10 protein-coding genes are annotated in these 14882 nt (G+C 62.3%); 5 read left to right on the forward strand and 5 right to left on the reverse strand.

The genetic code is table 11. From position 1 onward, the window contains the following. The first annotated feature begins 66 nt into the window (after window positions 1-66). Window positions 67-3915 (forward strand): DEAD/DEAH box helicase, encoded by a 3849-nt coding sequence (locus M2366_RS07440; RefSeq protein ID WP_259235687.1) that lies wholly within the window; start codon window positions 67-69, stop codon window positions 3913-3915. Window positions 3916-4116: 201 nt separating this feature from the next. On the opposite strand, the gene M2366_RS07445 is transcribed toward M2366_RS07440, so the two are convergent. The 5 genes from M2366_RS07445 to uhpT all read right to left on the reverse strand — a co-directional run bounded on the left by M2366_RS07445 (window position 4117) and on the right by uhpT (window position 10312). Next, window positions 4117-5016 (reverse strand): DNA replication terminus site-binding protein, encoded by a 900-nt coding sequence (locus tag M2366_RS07445; RefSeq protein ID WP_259269334.1) that lies wholly within the window; start codon window positions 5014-5016, stop codon window positions 4117-4119. A 210-nt stretch (window positions 5017-5226) separates the two neighbouring features. After that, entirely contained in the window at window positions 5227-6561 is a 1335-nt protein-coding gene (locus M2366_RS07450) for an MFS transporter (protein WP_259269335.1), read from the reverse strand. A gap of 30 nt (window positions 6562-6591) precedes the next feature. After that, a complete protein-coding gene (gene uhpB / locus M2366_RS07455) occupies window positions 6592-8109 on the reverse strand; it encodes a signal transduction histidine-protein kinase/phosphatase UhpB (protein ID WP_259269336.1) in 1518 nt (505 codons plus the stop codon). Then, window positions 8106-8696 carry a transcriptional regulator UhpA gene (gene uhpA / locus M2366_RS07460; RefSeq protein WP_259269337.1) on the reverse strand — a complete coding sequence of 197 codons (591 nt, stop codon included), beginning with the start codon at window positions 8694-8696 and terminating at the stop codon, window positions 8106-8108. The genes uhpB and uhpA overlap by 4 nt, the downstream gene beginning before the upstream one ends. 209 nt (window positions 8697-8905) lie before the next feature. Next, complete coding sequence (gene uhpT / locus M2366_RS07465; protein ID WP_259269338.1) at window positions 8906-10312, reverse strand: hexose-6-phosphate:phosphate antiporter; 1407 nt, start codon at window positions 10310-10312, stop codon at window positions 8906-8908. Window positions 10313-11037: 725 nt separating this feature from the next. Here uhpT and M2366_RS07470 point away from each other — a divergent pair. The 4 genes from M2366_RS07470 to M2366_RS07485 all read left to right on the forward strand — a co-directional run bounded on the left by M2366_RS07470 (window position 11038) and on the right by M2366_RS07485 (window position 14844). Beyond that, window positions 11038-11247, forward strand: a complete 210-nt coding sequence (locus tag M2366_RS07470; protein ID WP_042039552.1) for a DUF1127 domain-containing protein — start codon at window positions 11038-11040, stop codon at window positions 11245-11247. Window positions 11248-11509: 262 nt separating this feature from the next. Beyond that, complete coding sequence (astE, locus tag M2366_RS07475; protein WP_259269339.1) at window positions 11510-12532, forward strand: succinylglutamate desuccinylase; 1023 nt, start codon at window positions 11510-11512, stop codon at window positions 12530-12532. A gap of 238 nt (window positions 12533-12770) precedes the next feature. Further along, window positions 12771-13865, forward strand: coding sequence for a pyruvate dehydrogenase (acetyl-transferring) E1 component subunit alpha (pdhA, locus tag M2366_RS07480; RefSeq protein ID WP_042043301.1), 1095 nt, complete (start codon window positions 12771-12773; stop codon window positions 13863-13865). Next, window positions 13858-14844 (forward strand): alpha-ketoacid dehydrogenase subunit beta, encoded by a 987-nt coding sequence (locus M2366_RS07485; RefSeq protein WP_259269340.1) that lies wholly within the window; start codon window positions 13858-13860, stop codon window positions 14842-14844. The genes pdhA and M2366_RS07485 overlap by 8 nt, the downstream gene beginning before the upstream one ends. The last annotated feature ends 38 nt before the right edge of the window (window positions 14845-14882 follow it).

The raw sequence follows: 14882 nt of genomic DNA on the forward strand, positions 1-14882 counted from the left end.
GTTAAGGGTCGAGCCGAAGGCGCTTTCCCGGTAAAATTCCGCTTTTGCTCCTTCGCGTGAGTCTTGATGTCTGCACCAACCTTGTCTCCAGATTGTTATGCCTTGCTCGGCGAGCTGCAGTTGCAGCGTGCCGTGAGTACCCGCTATCTGCAAGAACAGCTGCCGCTGGGCCAGGTATTGATCGACAAGTTGACGCAACTGCACGACGAGGGACTGATCCGGTTGCGGGGCGAACAGCTCTGGAGCCTGAGTGCCGAGGGAACACTGGCGCTCATTCTGGGAGTTCGCCAGGGACGCTGTCCTATGCCTGACTGGTCGCGGGTGCCTAGCCTGACCGGCCAGGATCCCGTCCAGGCCCTGGTGCGATCCCTCTGCCTGGGGGTTGGCGGCGAGCCGCCAGCCTATCTCAATGGTGCCGATCTGCTGGCCCTGCTCGATGTGCCCGAATCCCACGCCCTGCTCTCAGGATCCAGCCCCCAGTGGCAGCGCATCCTGCTCGAGCACTTCGCCCTGCAGGCGAATCTGGATTGCCCCCCTGGCCCCTGGCCCCTGGCCGAGGCGACTGTGGTTGCCGAGTTGCAGCCCTGCTACCAGCAACTGGCCGCCCAATGGCACTGGTTGTGTGATGACGCGGATGCTGACCTTGCGGCGTTACAAGATAGTGTCCCCGATCACCCCAATGGCTGGCCCGAGCTGATGACCCTGGCGGAGCGAGGGGGGAGTGCCCCCCTGGTGGAGGCGCTGCTGAGTGCCCTCAATGGGTGGCAGGCACGTCATGGCAAGGGTCAGTATCCGCATAATTTCATGATGCTGCTCTGGCTTGGCTGGTTGCAGCAGGCGGACCCCGAACTTGCCAGCAGTCAGCGCAAGTTGTGGCAGCGCAGCCTGGGTCAGCAGCAACCCTTGCTGCAGGATCTGATCGCCCAATGGGCGGGGGATCGCCACGGTCAGGCGGTGGGGCTGTTTGATACCCTGCAACTGCCCGCCGACGAACTGCACTGGGGCTACCTCTGGCTCGACCTCTGTGCCCTGGCCCGCCACGGTGGCCAGAGCCCGCAAGTCGCCATCTTGCACAAGTGGGATCTTGACGCACTGCTCGGGGTGGCGCCTCGCCATCGTCTGATGGGGTTCTGTCAGGATCTGCTGCGGCAATTGCTCGGCCAGGCGGCCAGGCAAGGCCCCCTCGATCGCCTGAACGCTGACTTGAACGGGCAGGGGGATGAGGATGACGACGATGACAAGGGCGCCGCATCGGCCAGCTGGCTCAACTGGCTGCAGGGGCTGGGGCGTGCCAGCGGGGGGCGGAAAAACAAGGAGCAACTGGTCTGGCTGCTGCACGCAGAAGGGCCCGAGCTCGAATGCAAGATCCAGAAACAGAGCACCAAGGGGGAGTGGACCGCCGGTCGCCGGGTCGATCCTGGTCTGCTCTCCACGCAATATGCGGCCCTGCTCGATGAGGAGGATTGGGCGCTGGTGCGGCTGCTGCCGCGCAACATGAGCCGCTTGCCGGATGAACTCTGGCCCGTGCTCGCCCAGCATCCCCGTCTGCTCAACGCCAAGGGGCAGAAGCTGCAGCTTGCCCTGAGTGCCCCCTTGCTGCAGATAGTGGCAGAGGACGCCGGCATGCGCGGCGTATTGAGCCCGGCTCAGGCCAGCAAGGGGGCGCACATAGTGCCGCTGGCCCAGGATCTGTGGCAGTTGATGCTGACGCCGCCCGGCTTGCAGCCCTTGCTGCCCGCTCTGGCGTCGATCCCGCCCCTGCCGGGGGAGGGGCTGGCCGCCCTGCAACAGACACTCAACGCCATTCCTGGATTGCCCTGGCACAGCGAGGTGGCTGGGCTCCAAGGCAATGTCGAGCTCAAGTCCTGGCCCGGATTGGCGTCGGTCCAGCTCGACTGGCAGGATGGCCAGCTCGCGGTCAGGCTGGTCACTCAGCTTGACGATATGCCCGCCTTGCCCCTGGGCAAGGGGGAGGCCGTGGTGCGCCAGGGGATGAAAGAGTCACTCTACTGGTTGCGAGATCTGGCGGAAGAGAAGCGCGAGGCCCAGAGCCTGCGCAATCAGCTGCCCATCGACTTGCCCGGCACCGAATGGCTGCTGCAGGGGGAGCAGGCACTCTCTCTGGTCAATGCTTTGCCCGAGCTGGTGGAGCAGCAGATACGCATTCACTGGCATCAGGACAGCGCCCGCCTCAAGAGCCTGGATGAAGCGGCTCTGAGCCTGCGTATCGAGCGGCGCCAGGATTGGTTCCAGGTTGAGGGCAGCCTCAGTCTGGATGAACACGAAATCCTGGATCTGCGCCTCATTTTGCGCCAGTTGACCCCGGGCCAGCGAACCGTCCAGCTCGACGAGCAGACCAGTCTGGTGCTGAGTGACAAGCTGGTGGAGCGGCTCACCATGCTGGGGGCCATGCTCGACGAAGAGCAGAGGGTCAACACCCGGCTCGCCTATCCACTGACCCGCCTGCTCTCGGTGATCAGCACGCAAGGGGACAGCGCCTGGCAGGAGTTGCAGGCGGAGTGGCAACAGGAGGTTGACTGTCCGGCTGAGCTGCTCACCCCGCTGCGGGACTACCAGAAAGATGGGGTGCGCTGGCTCGCGACCCTGGCCCATCACGGCTTTGGCGCCTGCCTCGCCGATGACATGGGGCTGGGCAAGACGCTGCAGGCGCTGATCGTGTTGCGTATGCGCCAGCACCTGGGCCCCGCCCTGGTGGTGGTGCCCAAGTCAGTGGTCACCAACTGGCAAGAGGAGGTGGCGCGCTTCGCCCCCGAGCTGGAAGTGGTGACCTTCGAGCCAGGCATGGACAGGGAGGCGCAGATCGCCGAGGCCAAGCCGGGTCAGCTGGTGTTGGTCAACTACGGCATGCTGGGCGGACTGGCGTCGGCGCTCAAGGGGCGCCGCTGGGCAAGCATGGTGCTGGACGAGGCCCAACAGATCAAGAATGCCGGTACCCAGCGCGCCAAGTTGCTGTTCCAGCTCGATGGCGATTTTCGTCTGGCCCTGTCGGGCACGCCGATCGAGAACCATCTGGGGGAGTTGTGGAGTCTGTTTACCTTCATCAACCCGGGTCTGCTCGGCAGCCTGGGCGAGTTCAAGCGTCGCTTCGGCAAGGCGGTGAAGGATCCGGAACACATGGCGCTGCTGCGGGCCGTGATCAGCCCCTTCATCCTGCGTCGCCTCAAGCAGCAGGTGTTGACCGAGTTGCCGGACAAGACGGAGATAGTGCACCACATCAGTCTGTCGGCCGAGGAGCGTCAGCTCTATGAGGCGACCAGGCGCGAGGTGGTGCAGCAGGTGCAAAGCGCCGATGGCCGCGCCCTGATGCATGTGCTGAGCGGCCTGACCCGGCTGCGGCGGCTCTGCTGTTCGCCCTCTCTCATCATGCCGGAGTGGGCCCATAGCAACAGCAAGCTGGACGAAGCCATGGCCCTGCTTGGGGAGGCCATCGACAACGGTCACAGGGTGCTGGTGTTCAGCCAGTTCGTCGACCTGCTGAGCCTGCTGCGCGAGCGTATCGGCAAGCGGGGCTGGGATTACTGCTATCTGGATGGTGGCTGCTCCGCCAAGTCGCGCCAGGAGTCCATCCTGCGATTTCGCAACGAGCCGGTACCGCTGTTTTTGATCAGCCTGAAGGCCGGGGGGACGGGTCTCAACCTGACCCAGGCCGATACCGTGTTGCACCTGGATCCCTGGTGGAACCCGGCGGTGGAAGATCAGGCCAGTGACCGCGCCCACCGTATGGGTCAGACCCAGCCGGTGACCGTCTATCGCCTGGTGTGCGAACAGACGGTGGAGGAGAAGATAGTGGCCCTGCACGATGAGAAGCGCGCCCTGGCCGATGGCCTGCTCAGCGGCCAGTCCGAGGTAAGAGGGCTGGACGTGGAGAGTCTGCGTGCCCTGTTGATGGGCTGATACTCGCCTCCTTTCCTGCCGATCACGCCCCTTCTCCCAAAGAGAAGGGGCGTTTTTATTCCCCTTGTTGCCTGCCGCCGACGGTCAGTGCCTGTCTGCGGGCAGCCCACCGACTGCGCAACAGCTCTCTTCTTGCCCCTGTCACCGAACCGTACAACCTGCTGGCTCAGGCTGGCGCCGCACCCGCAGGGCCGAGCTGCGTTAGTCGAGGTGCTCATACACATAGAGATGCAGCCGATCGATGATGAGGCGCTCCCCCCCTTTGCGATCCCGCCTCGGCTGGCGCAGCTTGGGAGGATAGTGACCCAGCGGCTTGATGAGGGGAGAGTCATCGGCGCAGAGCAGCAGTGGCAGGCTCGCCTTGATCTGTTGCTTCCTCGGTTCGCGATCGCGCCACAGCAGGTTGACCATGGGGTGAGTCTTGACCGGGCGACGGATCCGCAACTCGGCCGCGGCGGGCAGGCGACGGATGTCGTATACCTCCTGATCCACCATCTGCTGCCACTGCGACGGGTTCGACAGCATGGGCACATAGTGACGGCTGCGCTCGAGCATGGTGATCACCTGCTCCCGGCCGAGGCGGCGGATGGTCTGCTTGTCCGCCCAGGTGAAGCCGAAGGAGTGGAGCTCCCCGGTCAACAGGGTGAGCTGGCGATAGATCTGCAAGGTGATGACCCCGGGCAGGGCATCGTGGACCAGCTCGAACTTCTCATCCCGTCCCCCTGCTTGCTGCACCAGCGTCTTGAAGCCTTGCTTGCAATGATTGATCTTCTCCACCAGGGGACTGAGCTGGGCCGCGCAACGGGCGGGTAATCGCAGCCAGCCGGGCAGGCGTTGAGTGGACTTGGTCGAGCAGCCGGGGCGGGCGCCATGATGTTGATAGGCGGCAATCGCCGCCTCGCGGGCGGCCTCACCACACAGCTGCACCACCGCTATCTGGCTGATGGGGTCATGCTCCTTGCCTTGCAGCACAGGGGGCAGGGGGTAGACCTGAGCCTCCAGCAGGGGCAGCTGCTCCAACTGTGCGGCCAGTTCGGCCAACAAGGTTTCCAGCTCACTCATCTGCTGGCGCAATGCGGCCTTGGGGGTAAAGGTCTCCATGGTTCATCTCTCGGTGACGTGGGGAGTGGGGCAAGCCGCCATCTGCTCGCCGCAAGATAACTGTATAAATAAACAGTCATCTTGTGTCAACTGTTACCGAACAGGGGCGCCGTGCCCTGCTGACGAGGTGCCTGGGCTTTGAGCTTGAAGGCGTAGAGCAGCAACCGGGTCTGGATCCCCATTGCCCGGTTCAACCCGGTTCAACCCGGTTCAACCCGGTTCGGTGGCGAGGACGCGAGGCGCCTGGGCCTTCAGGAAAGGGAGCAGCAACAGGGCTGAGACCCCGGCGGCCACCGAGATCACCACGAAGAAGCCGTTCCAGTGCCAGATCTCCATCACCCTGGCCAGGGGGTAGCCCGCCAGCGCCGCCCCCATGTAGGCGAACAGGCCGACGAAGCCGGTGGCGGCCCCGGCGCAATCCTTGTGGGAGCACTCCGCCGCCGCCATGCCGATCAGCATCTGGGGGCCGAACACGAAGAAGCCGATGGTGAAGAAGCAGGCCGCCTGCATCACGTAGCTGAAGAAGGGCATCAGCCACAGGGATCCCACCGCCAGCAGTATCCCCACCGCGAAGATGAGGTTCATCGGCCCCCGGTTGCCGTTGAACAGCTTGTCCGAGCCCCAGCCCGCCACCAGGGCGCCGATAAAGCCCCCCACCTCGAACATGGAGATGGCCGAGTTGGCGCTCATCAGGTTGAAGCCGCGCTGCTCGGTCATGTAGAGATTGCCCCAGTCGTTGATGGCGGTGCGCACCACATAGACCAGCACGTAGCAGCAGGCCAGCAGCCAGATGTAGGGGTTGCCGAGCACGTACTTGTGCAGGATCTGGCGCGGTGTCAGATCGGCATCCTGGGTCTGTTGGGCTATCTCCAGCGCATCGCTTCGCCACTCGCCGACCGTGGGCAGCCCCAGGGTTCTAGGGGTATCCCGCAGTCGCCAGCAGAGGATCAGCCCGACCAGTATGGCGATGAGCCCCGGCACTATCATGCCGTAGCGCCAGCCATACTGCAGGGCTATGGTGCTGACGATGAGCGGGATCAACGCCCCGCCCACGTTGTGGGCCGTGTTCCAGGCCGACCACCAGACGCCCCGTTCGCTGCGCGAATACCAGCTGGTCAGCAGCTTGGAGCAGGGGGGCCAGCCCCAGCCCTGAAAGAAGGCGTTGGCGACCCAGAGCGCCGCGAACAGCCAGAGCGACGAGGAGAGCCCGAACAAGATATTGATGACCCCGGTCGCCATCAACCCAAGCCCCATGAAGTAGCGGGGATTGGCGCGGTCGCTGATGATGCCGGAGAAGAATTTGGAGCAGCCGTAGGTGAGGTAGAACAGGGTCCACAGCATGCCGATGTCGGCCTTGCCGAGGATGCCGCTCGCCAGCATGTCCGGCATGGCGAAGTTGAAGCTCTTGCGGGTGAAGTAGAAGACCGCATAGCCCAGATACATGGTCAGCAAGATGTGGAGGCGCCAGTGACGATAACAGGCGTCTATTTCTGCCTGATCACGGATGAGCTGCTGGGGCGGCGTGCTTTTCATAAAGTTCAGCATAAGGCGACCCTCGCAAGGGGGCGGGAGAGGTTATTCATGGTGATCCTCCCGTTTGCGGCAGGGCAGGCTCAGGGTCAGTTGAGTGCCGTGAATGCAGGAGAGTTGCAGGCTGCCCCCCAGCGCCTGCACCCGCTCGCGGATGCCGAGCAGGCCATAGCCCTGGGGCGCCTGTTCGGGCAGACCGCAGCCGTCATCTTCCAGCAGCAGTTGCAAGCGCTCACCCTGCTGGTGGGCCCGGATGCGCACCGAGCTGGCGTTGGCGTGTTTGACCACGTTGTTGAGCCCCTCCTGGCAGACTCGAAACAGGGTGACCCGCTGGGCATCGGAGAGATCCTCGTCCGCCAGCCGCCATTCGAGCCGGGTGACTATGCCGTGGCGTTCCAGCTCCAGTTCCCGCAGCAACCCGCGCACCGCTTGCTCCAGGCTCATGTCGTCGAGCTGGCGGGGGCGCAGCCGGCCGAGCAGGCCGCGCACGGCGTCATAGATGCCGAGCGACAGGGTATCGATGAGGGCGCTGCTCTGGCCGACCCCTGGGTTGTCCGGCGCGAGGCGGCGCACGATGCCCGCCTGGGTGCGAATGGCGGTGATGGTCTGGCCTATGTCGTCGTGCAGCTCACGGGCCACCTCCTTGCGGATGCTCTCCTCTGTCTCCAGCAGCCGCTCGGTGAGCTGGCGGTTGTGGGCGAGCTGGCGGGTCAGTGCCTGATTGAGCTCGCGCTGGCGCTGGATGCCGGCCCCCAGCAGCAGGCCGGTCAGGCTCTGGGCCAGCAGGGAGAGCAGCAGATCCAGGGGGTGTTCGTGCCAGGCCTGGCCCGCCATCAGGGCCACCGTGTTCATCAAGGTGGCGAGCAGGGCCCCCTGCCAGCCGTAGCGCCAGGCCATGGCCATGATGGGAATGGCGAGGCAAAACGGCGTGAAGCGCACCAGGGAATCGGGCAGGCCGAGCTGCAGCCCCAGGCTCAGCACGAACAGCAGCAGATACCAGACCAGATGACGAAAGCGCCAGTCCACCGGTTGATCCACCAATGCGGGCCCCAGCGGCACCCAGGTGGCGCGGGTCAGATAGTGCCAGATCAGCATGCAGGTTGAAGTGAGGGTCAGGCCGCCGGTCAGGGTGAGCAGCAGGGCAGTGAGCCCATCTTCCCCGACCAGATGCCAGAGCAGGGATTGCAGCAGTGCCGCCACGGTGACGGTGGCGAGCAGCACCAGCAGCTGCTGCCAGTCGTTGCGTACCCGCTGGCGGCGGGCGATGAGCAGCGGCAGCAGGGTGAGCAGGCTGCCGACCTGAATGAGTGGCCAGGCTGGCAGGCCTATCTCGCTGTCGAGCCAGTAGAGCAGCAGGGATTCACTGAGCAGCAGCGGCGGCCAGTAGGGGAGCGGGCTTTGCAGCAGCAGGCCCAGTCGCAACCCGAACGGGAACAGCAACACCGCCAGCACTGGGCCACCCGCCAGATGCAGGCCGATGCTCCACAGGCAGAACCAGCCGGCGGCGAAAATGAAGCTGGCCGCCAGGGAGATGGCGACATAGCTGGTAAACCGGGAGATCACCAGCTGTCCAGCATGCGGTGGGCCAGCTCCACGTTGTTGCTGACCTTGAGCTTGTCCATCAGGTTGGCGCGGTGCACGTGCACCGTCTTGGGGGAGAGGCCGAGTTGTTCGGCGATGGCTTTCACTTCCAGCCCGCGGGCCAGCAGCTGCGCCACCTCCCGCTCCCGGTTGGTGAGGGGGTCCTGGTTGTTGCTGGCGAGCTTGTGGGCTATGTCCGGGGTGAGGTAGCAGCCGCCGTGGGCGGCGGTGCGCACCGCGGCGATCAGCTCCTCCGGGCTGCAACGCTTGGAGAGAAAACCCTTGGCACCGGCCTGCAACGCCTGCTCGATCAGCGCCGGGCTGTCGTGCACCGACAGCATCACCACGGCGAGGCCGGTGGGCAGTTGCCTGAGCAGATCCAGTCCGGATTGATCCGGCATGGAGATGTCGCACACACAGAGTTGGGCGCCGCAACCGGGCAACCCAGCCAAGGCATCCCGGGCGGAGCCAAACTCGGCCACGACCCGCAGATCGGGTTCCAGATTGAGCAGTTGGGCAAAGCCGGAGCGGACTATCTGGTGATCGTCGATGAGGGCAATCTTGATCATGGGGCCCGCCTCCTGGTGGGGGTTGTGATAGCGAATGGCTACCAAAGACGTGCCCTACCCGGCAGGGATAACAGCCAAGGCGCCCCCGAAAGGGGCGCCTTGGCATCTGGATCACGGCGATGAGCAGGCATGTCTGGTCAGGGGGCATTAAACACTAGCGGCGCCCGGTGACCAAGTGCTCAGTGAGGAGCTGCCTGGTTGTGTGCTGCTCAGACGGATTGGGCAGCCAGGGTGGCGGCTTTCAGTTCCCGTTTGATGCGGCGGATTTTGCGCTCCTCGGCCACGGCCACGCAGGCCATCAGCACCAGGCAGGCGGCGGCGGCCATGTCCAGCGCCGCGAAGGTGCCGGTCCAGCCGGTCAGGCCGAAGATGGGGGTGCCATCGGCTATCATGCCCAGACCCAGCTTGGCGAAGCTGTCACCGATGAGGTAGGCGAAGGTGCCCTTGACCCCGTCGGCCACGCTGATGCCCTGTTTCGGCACGAAGCCCACGGCGGCCACGCCGATCAGCAGTTGCGGACCGAATACCAGGAAGCCCAGCAGGAAGAGGGAGCCCAGGAACATGAACTGGGTGGTGGCGTGCTGGTAGAGCCCCAGGGTGGCGATGATGAGCGCCAGTGCCACGCAGGCCACCAGACCACGGCGACCGTTCGCCAGATCCGAGAGGTAGCCCCACATCAGGGTGCCGACCAGGGCGCCCACTTCGAAGAAGGTGAAGCCCTGGATGGCGACTTCCTTGGAGAAGCCGAGCTCCTGGTGGGCGTAGACGGTGGACCACTGGTCGATGCCGATGCGCACCACGTAGAGGAAGATGTTGGCGAAGCAGAGCAGCCAGATCACCTTGTTCATCAGCACGTACTTCACGAAGATCTGACCCTTGGTCAGCTTCTGCTCTTCGGTGGCGATGTCCTCTTCGCTCGCGACTTCGTCAAACAGCTCCTCTACCTTGCCCAGACCATAGGCTTCCGGCGAGTCGCTGCCAAAACGCAGGCCGACGAAGCCGACGATGAGGGCGATGATGGAGGGGAAGATAAACATGCCGAGCACGTTGCCATCGAACAGGTAGTTGGCACCGAACAGCGCCACACCGGCCGCACCGGCGCCGCCCACGTTGTGGGAGAGGTTCCACATGCCCAGATAGGTGCCGCGCTTGTTGCGGGGGGTCCACTTGGTGATGGTGGAGTAGCTGCAGGAGCCGCCACAGCTCTGGAAGAAGCCGCTCAGGGCATAGAAGAAGATCATGAAGTAGAGGCTAAAACCCGTGCCGCCCATGCTGGCGCTGAAGCCCAGCATGCAGAGGGCGGAGAGGATCAGCATCAGCGGCAGGAACTGCTTGGTGTTCTTGCCGTCGGCATAGTAGGAGACGACCGTCTTGCCCACCCCGTAGGTGATGGAGAAGCCAAGGCCTATCATGCCGAGCTCGGTCATGGAGAGACCGTACTCCTGGATCATGTCGTTCTGGGCGATGTTGAAGTTCTTGCGGATCAGATACATGGTCAGATAGCCAATGAATACAACCAGATAAGATTGCATGAATGGCTTGAACCAGAGCTTGCGCCGGGCTTCGACCGGCAGTTCCAGGGTCGGGACCCGGACCTGTTGGAGAAATTTCAACATCTTCGTTCATCCTCTGCGAGATAGACGGTATTTCCGCTGGGCCTCCCATTGGTTGATGGGTTGTTAGAGGTCACGCCACGGAAAGGGCAACAGCAAGCGGGTCGCACTGTGCACCTCGCTCTCCTGTCGATTGAACCCATGCCCAAACCTGCGCCTTGGCGAGCGTCGGGGAATTGCATCAGGTGAGCCGACTGTAATGAGGCGCGGCGCAAATGGCGTGAGAGCCATCCCTAGGGGAGTTAGGAAAATGTCCTAGTTTGGCGGTCAGTGGGCGGGAATCGTGAGGTGAGTCACATGGGGGCGTTGGGGGTCATGTTGGGATCTTGTCCCTATGAGTCTTGGCCATGGCGAATAAATGGAGTGAGAATATGAGGAGGGTGGCCATGTAATGAAATTGTTCATTTGTTATTTTTGGAAACATCCCGTTATCACCCATGGATCATTTCATCGGGATGAGGGAAATAGGCAAACTGTTCGCCATGACGAGCATTGCATAAGCTCAAATATAAAGTGAATAGTTAACCTGGCGTTTAAAAGAACAATCTGCTGTTTGCATTGAAATAGACTTTTGTTTTTTAATTTTTACTTATTAATCATTGTCTTGGTGATTTTTCTTGCCGGATTTCTTATATTACTTTTACTAATGTGTTGTATCAAAATTCGTCAATTGAGACATGGGTGGACAACTCCTAAGCTTGCGGCAACTAATTAAGAGGAGCCGCACCATGGCCAACATGACTTATACCCAAGCCGGTTATCAGCAGTCCAGCGAACTGAATCTGATGGTTCGTGCCAAACAGACCTTCCTGACCTGGTTGGAGCGTAGCCGTAGTCGTCGCCAGCTCTCCGAGCTGCCTGCCTATCTGCTCAAAGATATCGGCCTGAACGAATCTGATCGTTATCAGGAAACCACCAAGCCGTTCTGGCGTGGTTGATTGACCGGGCACGGATGCCTCGTTTTTTTTCGCTGGCCGATAGTGCCAACCATAGTCTCTCTGCCATACCGCCGATCTCTACTAGTGCCATCTTCCTTCTTTGCGTCATCTGCTCAGCATGAGCCCTCATTGTCACCTCTGCATCCTTTCCTGTTCCCCTTGCATTGTTATGCTAATGGTTGAATTTGTTTAAAAAATTGTTTTTAAGCCAGAGCGCTACCGTATAATCGGCGCCATCGACAGTGACAAGATGGTGAAACGGATGATCCCTCAACATGATTTCCTGGCGCTGACCCGCCGTCACGAATGGCAGCTCGATCCCTTCTCTTTTTCCCTGGCCGATGGCGCGCAGGCGCAGGTGTGGGACACCGGGGTGCTCTGCATCGAACCGGCCAGCCAGCTGCGCGCCGAGCCCCTCAAGGAGATAGTGCTCTCCTGCGGCATCCATGGTAACGAGACGGCCCCCATCGAGATCTGCAACCAGCTGCTTGGCAAGCTGCTCAGCGGTGAGTTGAGCGCCCGCCATCGGGTGCTGTTCCTGTTTGGCAATCCGGCGGCCATGAACCTGGGGGTGCGCGAGCTGGAAGAGAACATGAACCGGCTGTTTAGCGGCGCCCACAGCAAGGGGGAGGGGCTGTGCAACAGAGAGCGGATCCGCGCTATGCGTCTCGAGCAATATGTGTCCCGCTTCTACTCAACGCCCGGGGCCGAACGCCTGCATTATGACTTGCACACCGCCATTCGCGGCTCCCGTCACGAGAAGTTTGCCGTTTATCCTTTCCCCCATGATCGCCCCTACAGCCAGGAGCAGATCCGCTTCCTCGGTGCCTGCGGGGTGCGCACCATACTGCTCTCCAACGGTCCGACCACCACCTTCAGCTATTACAGCGTCCGTCAGCACGATGCCTACGGCTTCACGGTGGAGCTCGGCAAGGTGCGCCCCTTTGGCGAAAATGACATGACCCGCTTCATCGAGGCCAGACAGGCACTGCAGGAGCTGGTGTGCGAGGCGAGCGTGGCGCTGGAGCCCTGGCGGCCCGAGGATTTCAACATCTTTGCCATCGATCGGGTGATCAACAAGCGCAGTGCCGATTTTCGCTTCCTGTTTGCCAGCGATGTCGACAATTTCACCGAATTTCCCCAAGGATTTGTCTTGGCGGAAGATGGCGAGTTGCGCCATCTGGTGGAGAAAGAGCGGGAAGCCGTGGTATTTCCCAATGCCAATGTGGCCATCGGCCAGCGAACCATGCTGCTGGTGGTGCCAACCCGGCTGTGGGATGCCTGATCCCCTGACAACGAGTCCCCTTGACGGGACGGGCCTGGCGGTCAGATGATGGAAAAAGGAGCCTGGATTGGCTCCTTTTTTGTTGCCTGCGCGTCAGACCGATTGGCTGCTTATTGAGCTAAATAAAGAGGATATCACTGGGGTTATTTGCTTTTGCCGCATTGCGCTTTGCTTAACAACTTGTTTACATTTTAAGGGTCGCCGCTGGTGGTGACGCAATCACGGCAAGGAGCCAGTTATGACCCATGTCGACATCCCCTTCCTTCGTTACCTCGATGAGGAGGGGCGCCCGGTCGCCACACTTCCGACCTGGCTGGACAAGGAGCTGCTGCACACTTTCTACCGCAACATGGTGATGGTGCGCAGCTATGACAAGAAAGCAATCGCCCTGCAACGCACCGGCAAGCTGGGGACCTTCCCCTCCCATCTGGGGGCCGAGGCGGTCGGCATTGGCGTCGGTCTCGCCATGCAGGCCCAGGATGTCTATGTGCCTTACTACCGCGACATGCCCACCCTGTTCGTGCGTGGCGTGCCCATGGAGAAGAATCTTCAGTATTGGGGCGGTGATGAGCGGGGTAGCGTCTTCAACAAGCCAGATGGCACGCCCTCTGAGGACTTGCCCATCTGCGTGCCCATCGCCACGCAAGTGACCCATGCCTGCGGCGTCGCGGCGGCGTTCAAGCTGCGCAACCAGCCCAGGGTCGCCGTGGTCACCATAGGGGATGGTGGCACCTCCAAGGGGGATTTCCTGGAGGGGCTCAACTGTGCCGGTGTCTGGCACCTGCCGATGGTGATGGTGATCAACAACAACCAGTGGGCGATTTCGGTACCACGCAAGCTGCAATCCAGTGCGCCGACTCTGGCCCAGAAGGGCCTTGGTGCCGGGGTACCCAGCATCCAGGTCGATGGCAATGATGTGCTCGCCGTCTACGATGCCACCCTGAGCGCGGTGGAGCGGGCCCGCGCCGGTAAGGGACCCACCCTGATCGAGGCCATCAGCTACCGGCTCGGCGACCATACCACCGCCGATGATGCGACCCGCTACCGCGATGCCGCCGAGGTTGAAGCCGCCTGGGCCAAGGAGCCGGTCAAGCGGCTGCGCCAGTTCATGGCCGAGCGAGGCTGGTGGGACGAAGCGCAGGAGCAGGCTCTGCTGGCCGATGCCGCAAAGGCAGTGGATCTCGCTGTTGCCGCCTATGAGTCACTGACGGCGCAACCGCCGGAGTCCCTCATCGATTACCAGTTTGCCGAGCTGCCCCGGGATTATCTCGGTCAGCGTCAGCGCATCATCGACAAGGCCATGGCCGGGCAGGGAGGGCGACACCATGAGTGACATGACACTGCTCGAGGCGATCAATCTGGCGCTGCATCACGAGATGGAACACGACCCCGACGTGGTGGTGCTGGGTGAGGATGTGGGGGTCAATGGCGGGGTGTTTCGCGCCACCGTCGGCCTGCGCGACAAGTTCGGCTTCAAACGGGTGATAGACACCCCGCTGGCGGAGGGGCTGATCGCCGGGGTGGCGGTCGGCATGGCCACCCAGGGACTCAAGCCGGTGGCAGAATTCCAGTTCCAGGGCTTCATCTTCCCCGGCATGGAGCAGATCATCTGCCAGGCGGCACGGATGCGCAACCGCACCCGGGGCCGGCTCAGTTGCCCCATCGTTTATCGCTCTCCTTATGGCGCCGGTATCCACTCCCCTGAGCACCACAGCGAGAGTGTGGAGGCGCTGTTTGCCCATATTCCCGGCTTGCGGGTGGTGATCCCATCCAGTCCCAAGCGGGCCTATGGCTTGCTCTTATCGGCCATCCGCAGCCCGGATCCCGTGATGTTTTTCGAGCCGGATCGCATCTATCGCGCCATGAAATCCGATGTGGTGGATGACGGCATCGGCTTGCCGCTGGATGTCTGTTTTACCCTGCGCAGCGGTCATGATCTGACCATTGTGGCCTGGGGAGCCTGTATCTTGGAGGTGATGCGTGCCAGCCAGGGGCTGAGCGATGAGGGCATCCAGTGCGAGGTGCTGGATCTCGCCACCATCAAGCCCCTCGACATGGCGAGCATACTCGCCTCGGTACGCAAGACAGGCCGCCTGCTGGTGGTACATGAAGCGTGTGGCAGCTTCGGGGTGGGGGCCGAGATAGTGGCCAGGGTGACGGAAGAGGCGTTTACCAGCCTCAAGGCCCCCCCAAAGCGGCTCACCGGTGTCGATGCCGCCGTGCCTTATTACCGTAATGAGGAGCACTACCTCATCACCGAGCAGGATATCGCCCTGGCGGCGCACCAGCTGATGGAGAACAAGTGGCTATGAACTACTTCACATTGTGGCGAACTGGCCGTCGAGCAAAA

Source organism: Aeromonas sp. BIGb0405 (assembly GCF_024807335.1).
In the GTDB taxonomy this organism is placed as follows: Bacteria; Pseudomonadota; Gammaproteobacteria; order Enterobacterales; family Aeromonadaceae; genus Aeromonas; species Aeromonas rivuli.

Bases quoted from the DNA above. Each gene is read 5' to 3' on its own strand.
- M2366_RS07440 (WP_259235687.1), top strand. From the start codon at position 67: ATGTCTGCACCAACCTTGTCTCCAGATTGTTATGCCTTGCTCGGCGAG.
- M2366_RS07445 (WP_259269334.1), bottom strand. From the start codon at position 5,016: ATGGAGACCTTTACCCCCAAGGCCGCATTGCGCCAGCAGATGAGTGAG.
- M2366_RS07450 (WP_259269335.1), bottom strand. From the start codon at position 6,561: ATGCTGAACTTTATGAAAAGCACGCCGCCCCAGCAGCTCATCCGTGAT.
- uhpA (WP_259269337.1), bottom strand. From the start codon at position 8,696: ATGATCAAGATTGCCCTCATCGACGATCACCAGATAGTCCGCTCCGGC.
- uhpT (WP_259269338.1), bottom strand. From the start codon at position 10,312: ATGTTGAAATTTCTCCAACAGGTCCGGGTCCCGACCCTGGAACTGCCG.
- M2366_RS07470 (WP_042039552.1), top strand. From the start codon at position 11,038: ATGGCCAACATGACTTATACCCAAGCCGGTTATCAGCAGTCCAGCGAA.
- astE (WP_259269339.1), top strand. From the start codon at position 11,510: ATGATCCCTCAACATGATTTCCTGGCGCTGACCCGCCGTCACGAATGG.
- pdhA (WP_042043301.1), top strand. From the start codon at position 12,771: ATGACCCATGTCGACATCCCCTTCCTTCGTTACCTCGATGAGGAGGGG.
- M2366_RS07485 (WP_259269340.1), top strand. From the start codon at position 13,858: ATGAGTGACATGACACTGCTCGAGGCGATCAATCTGGCGCTGCATCAC.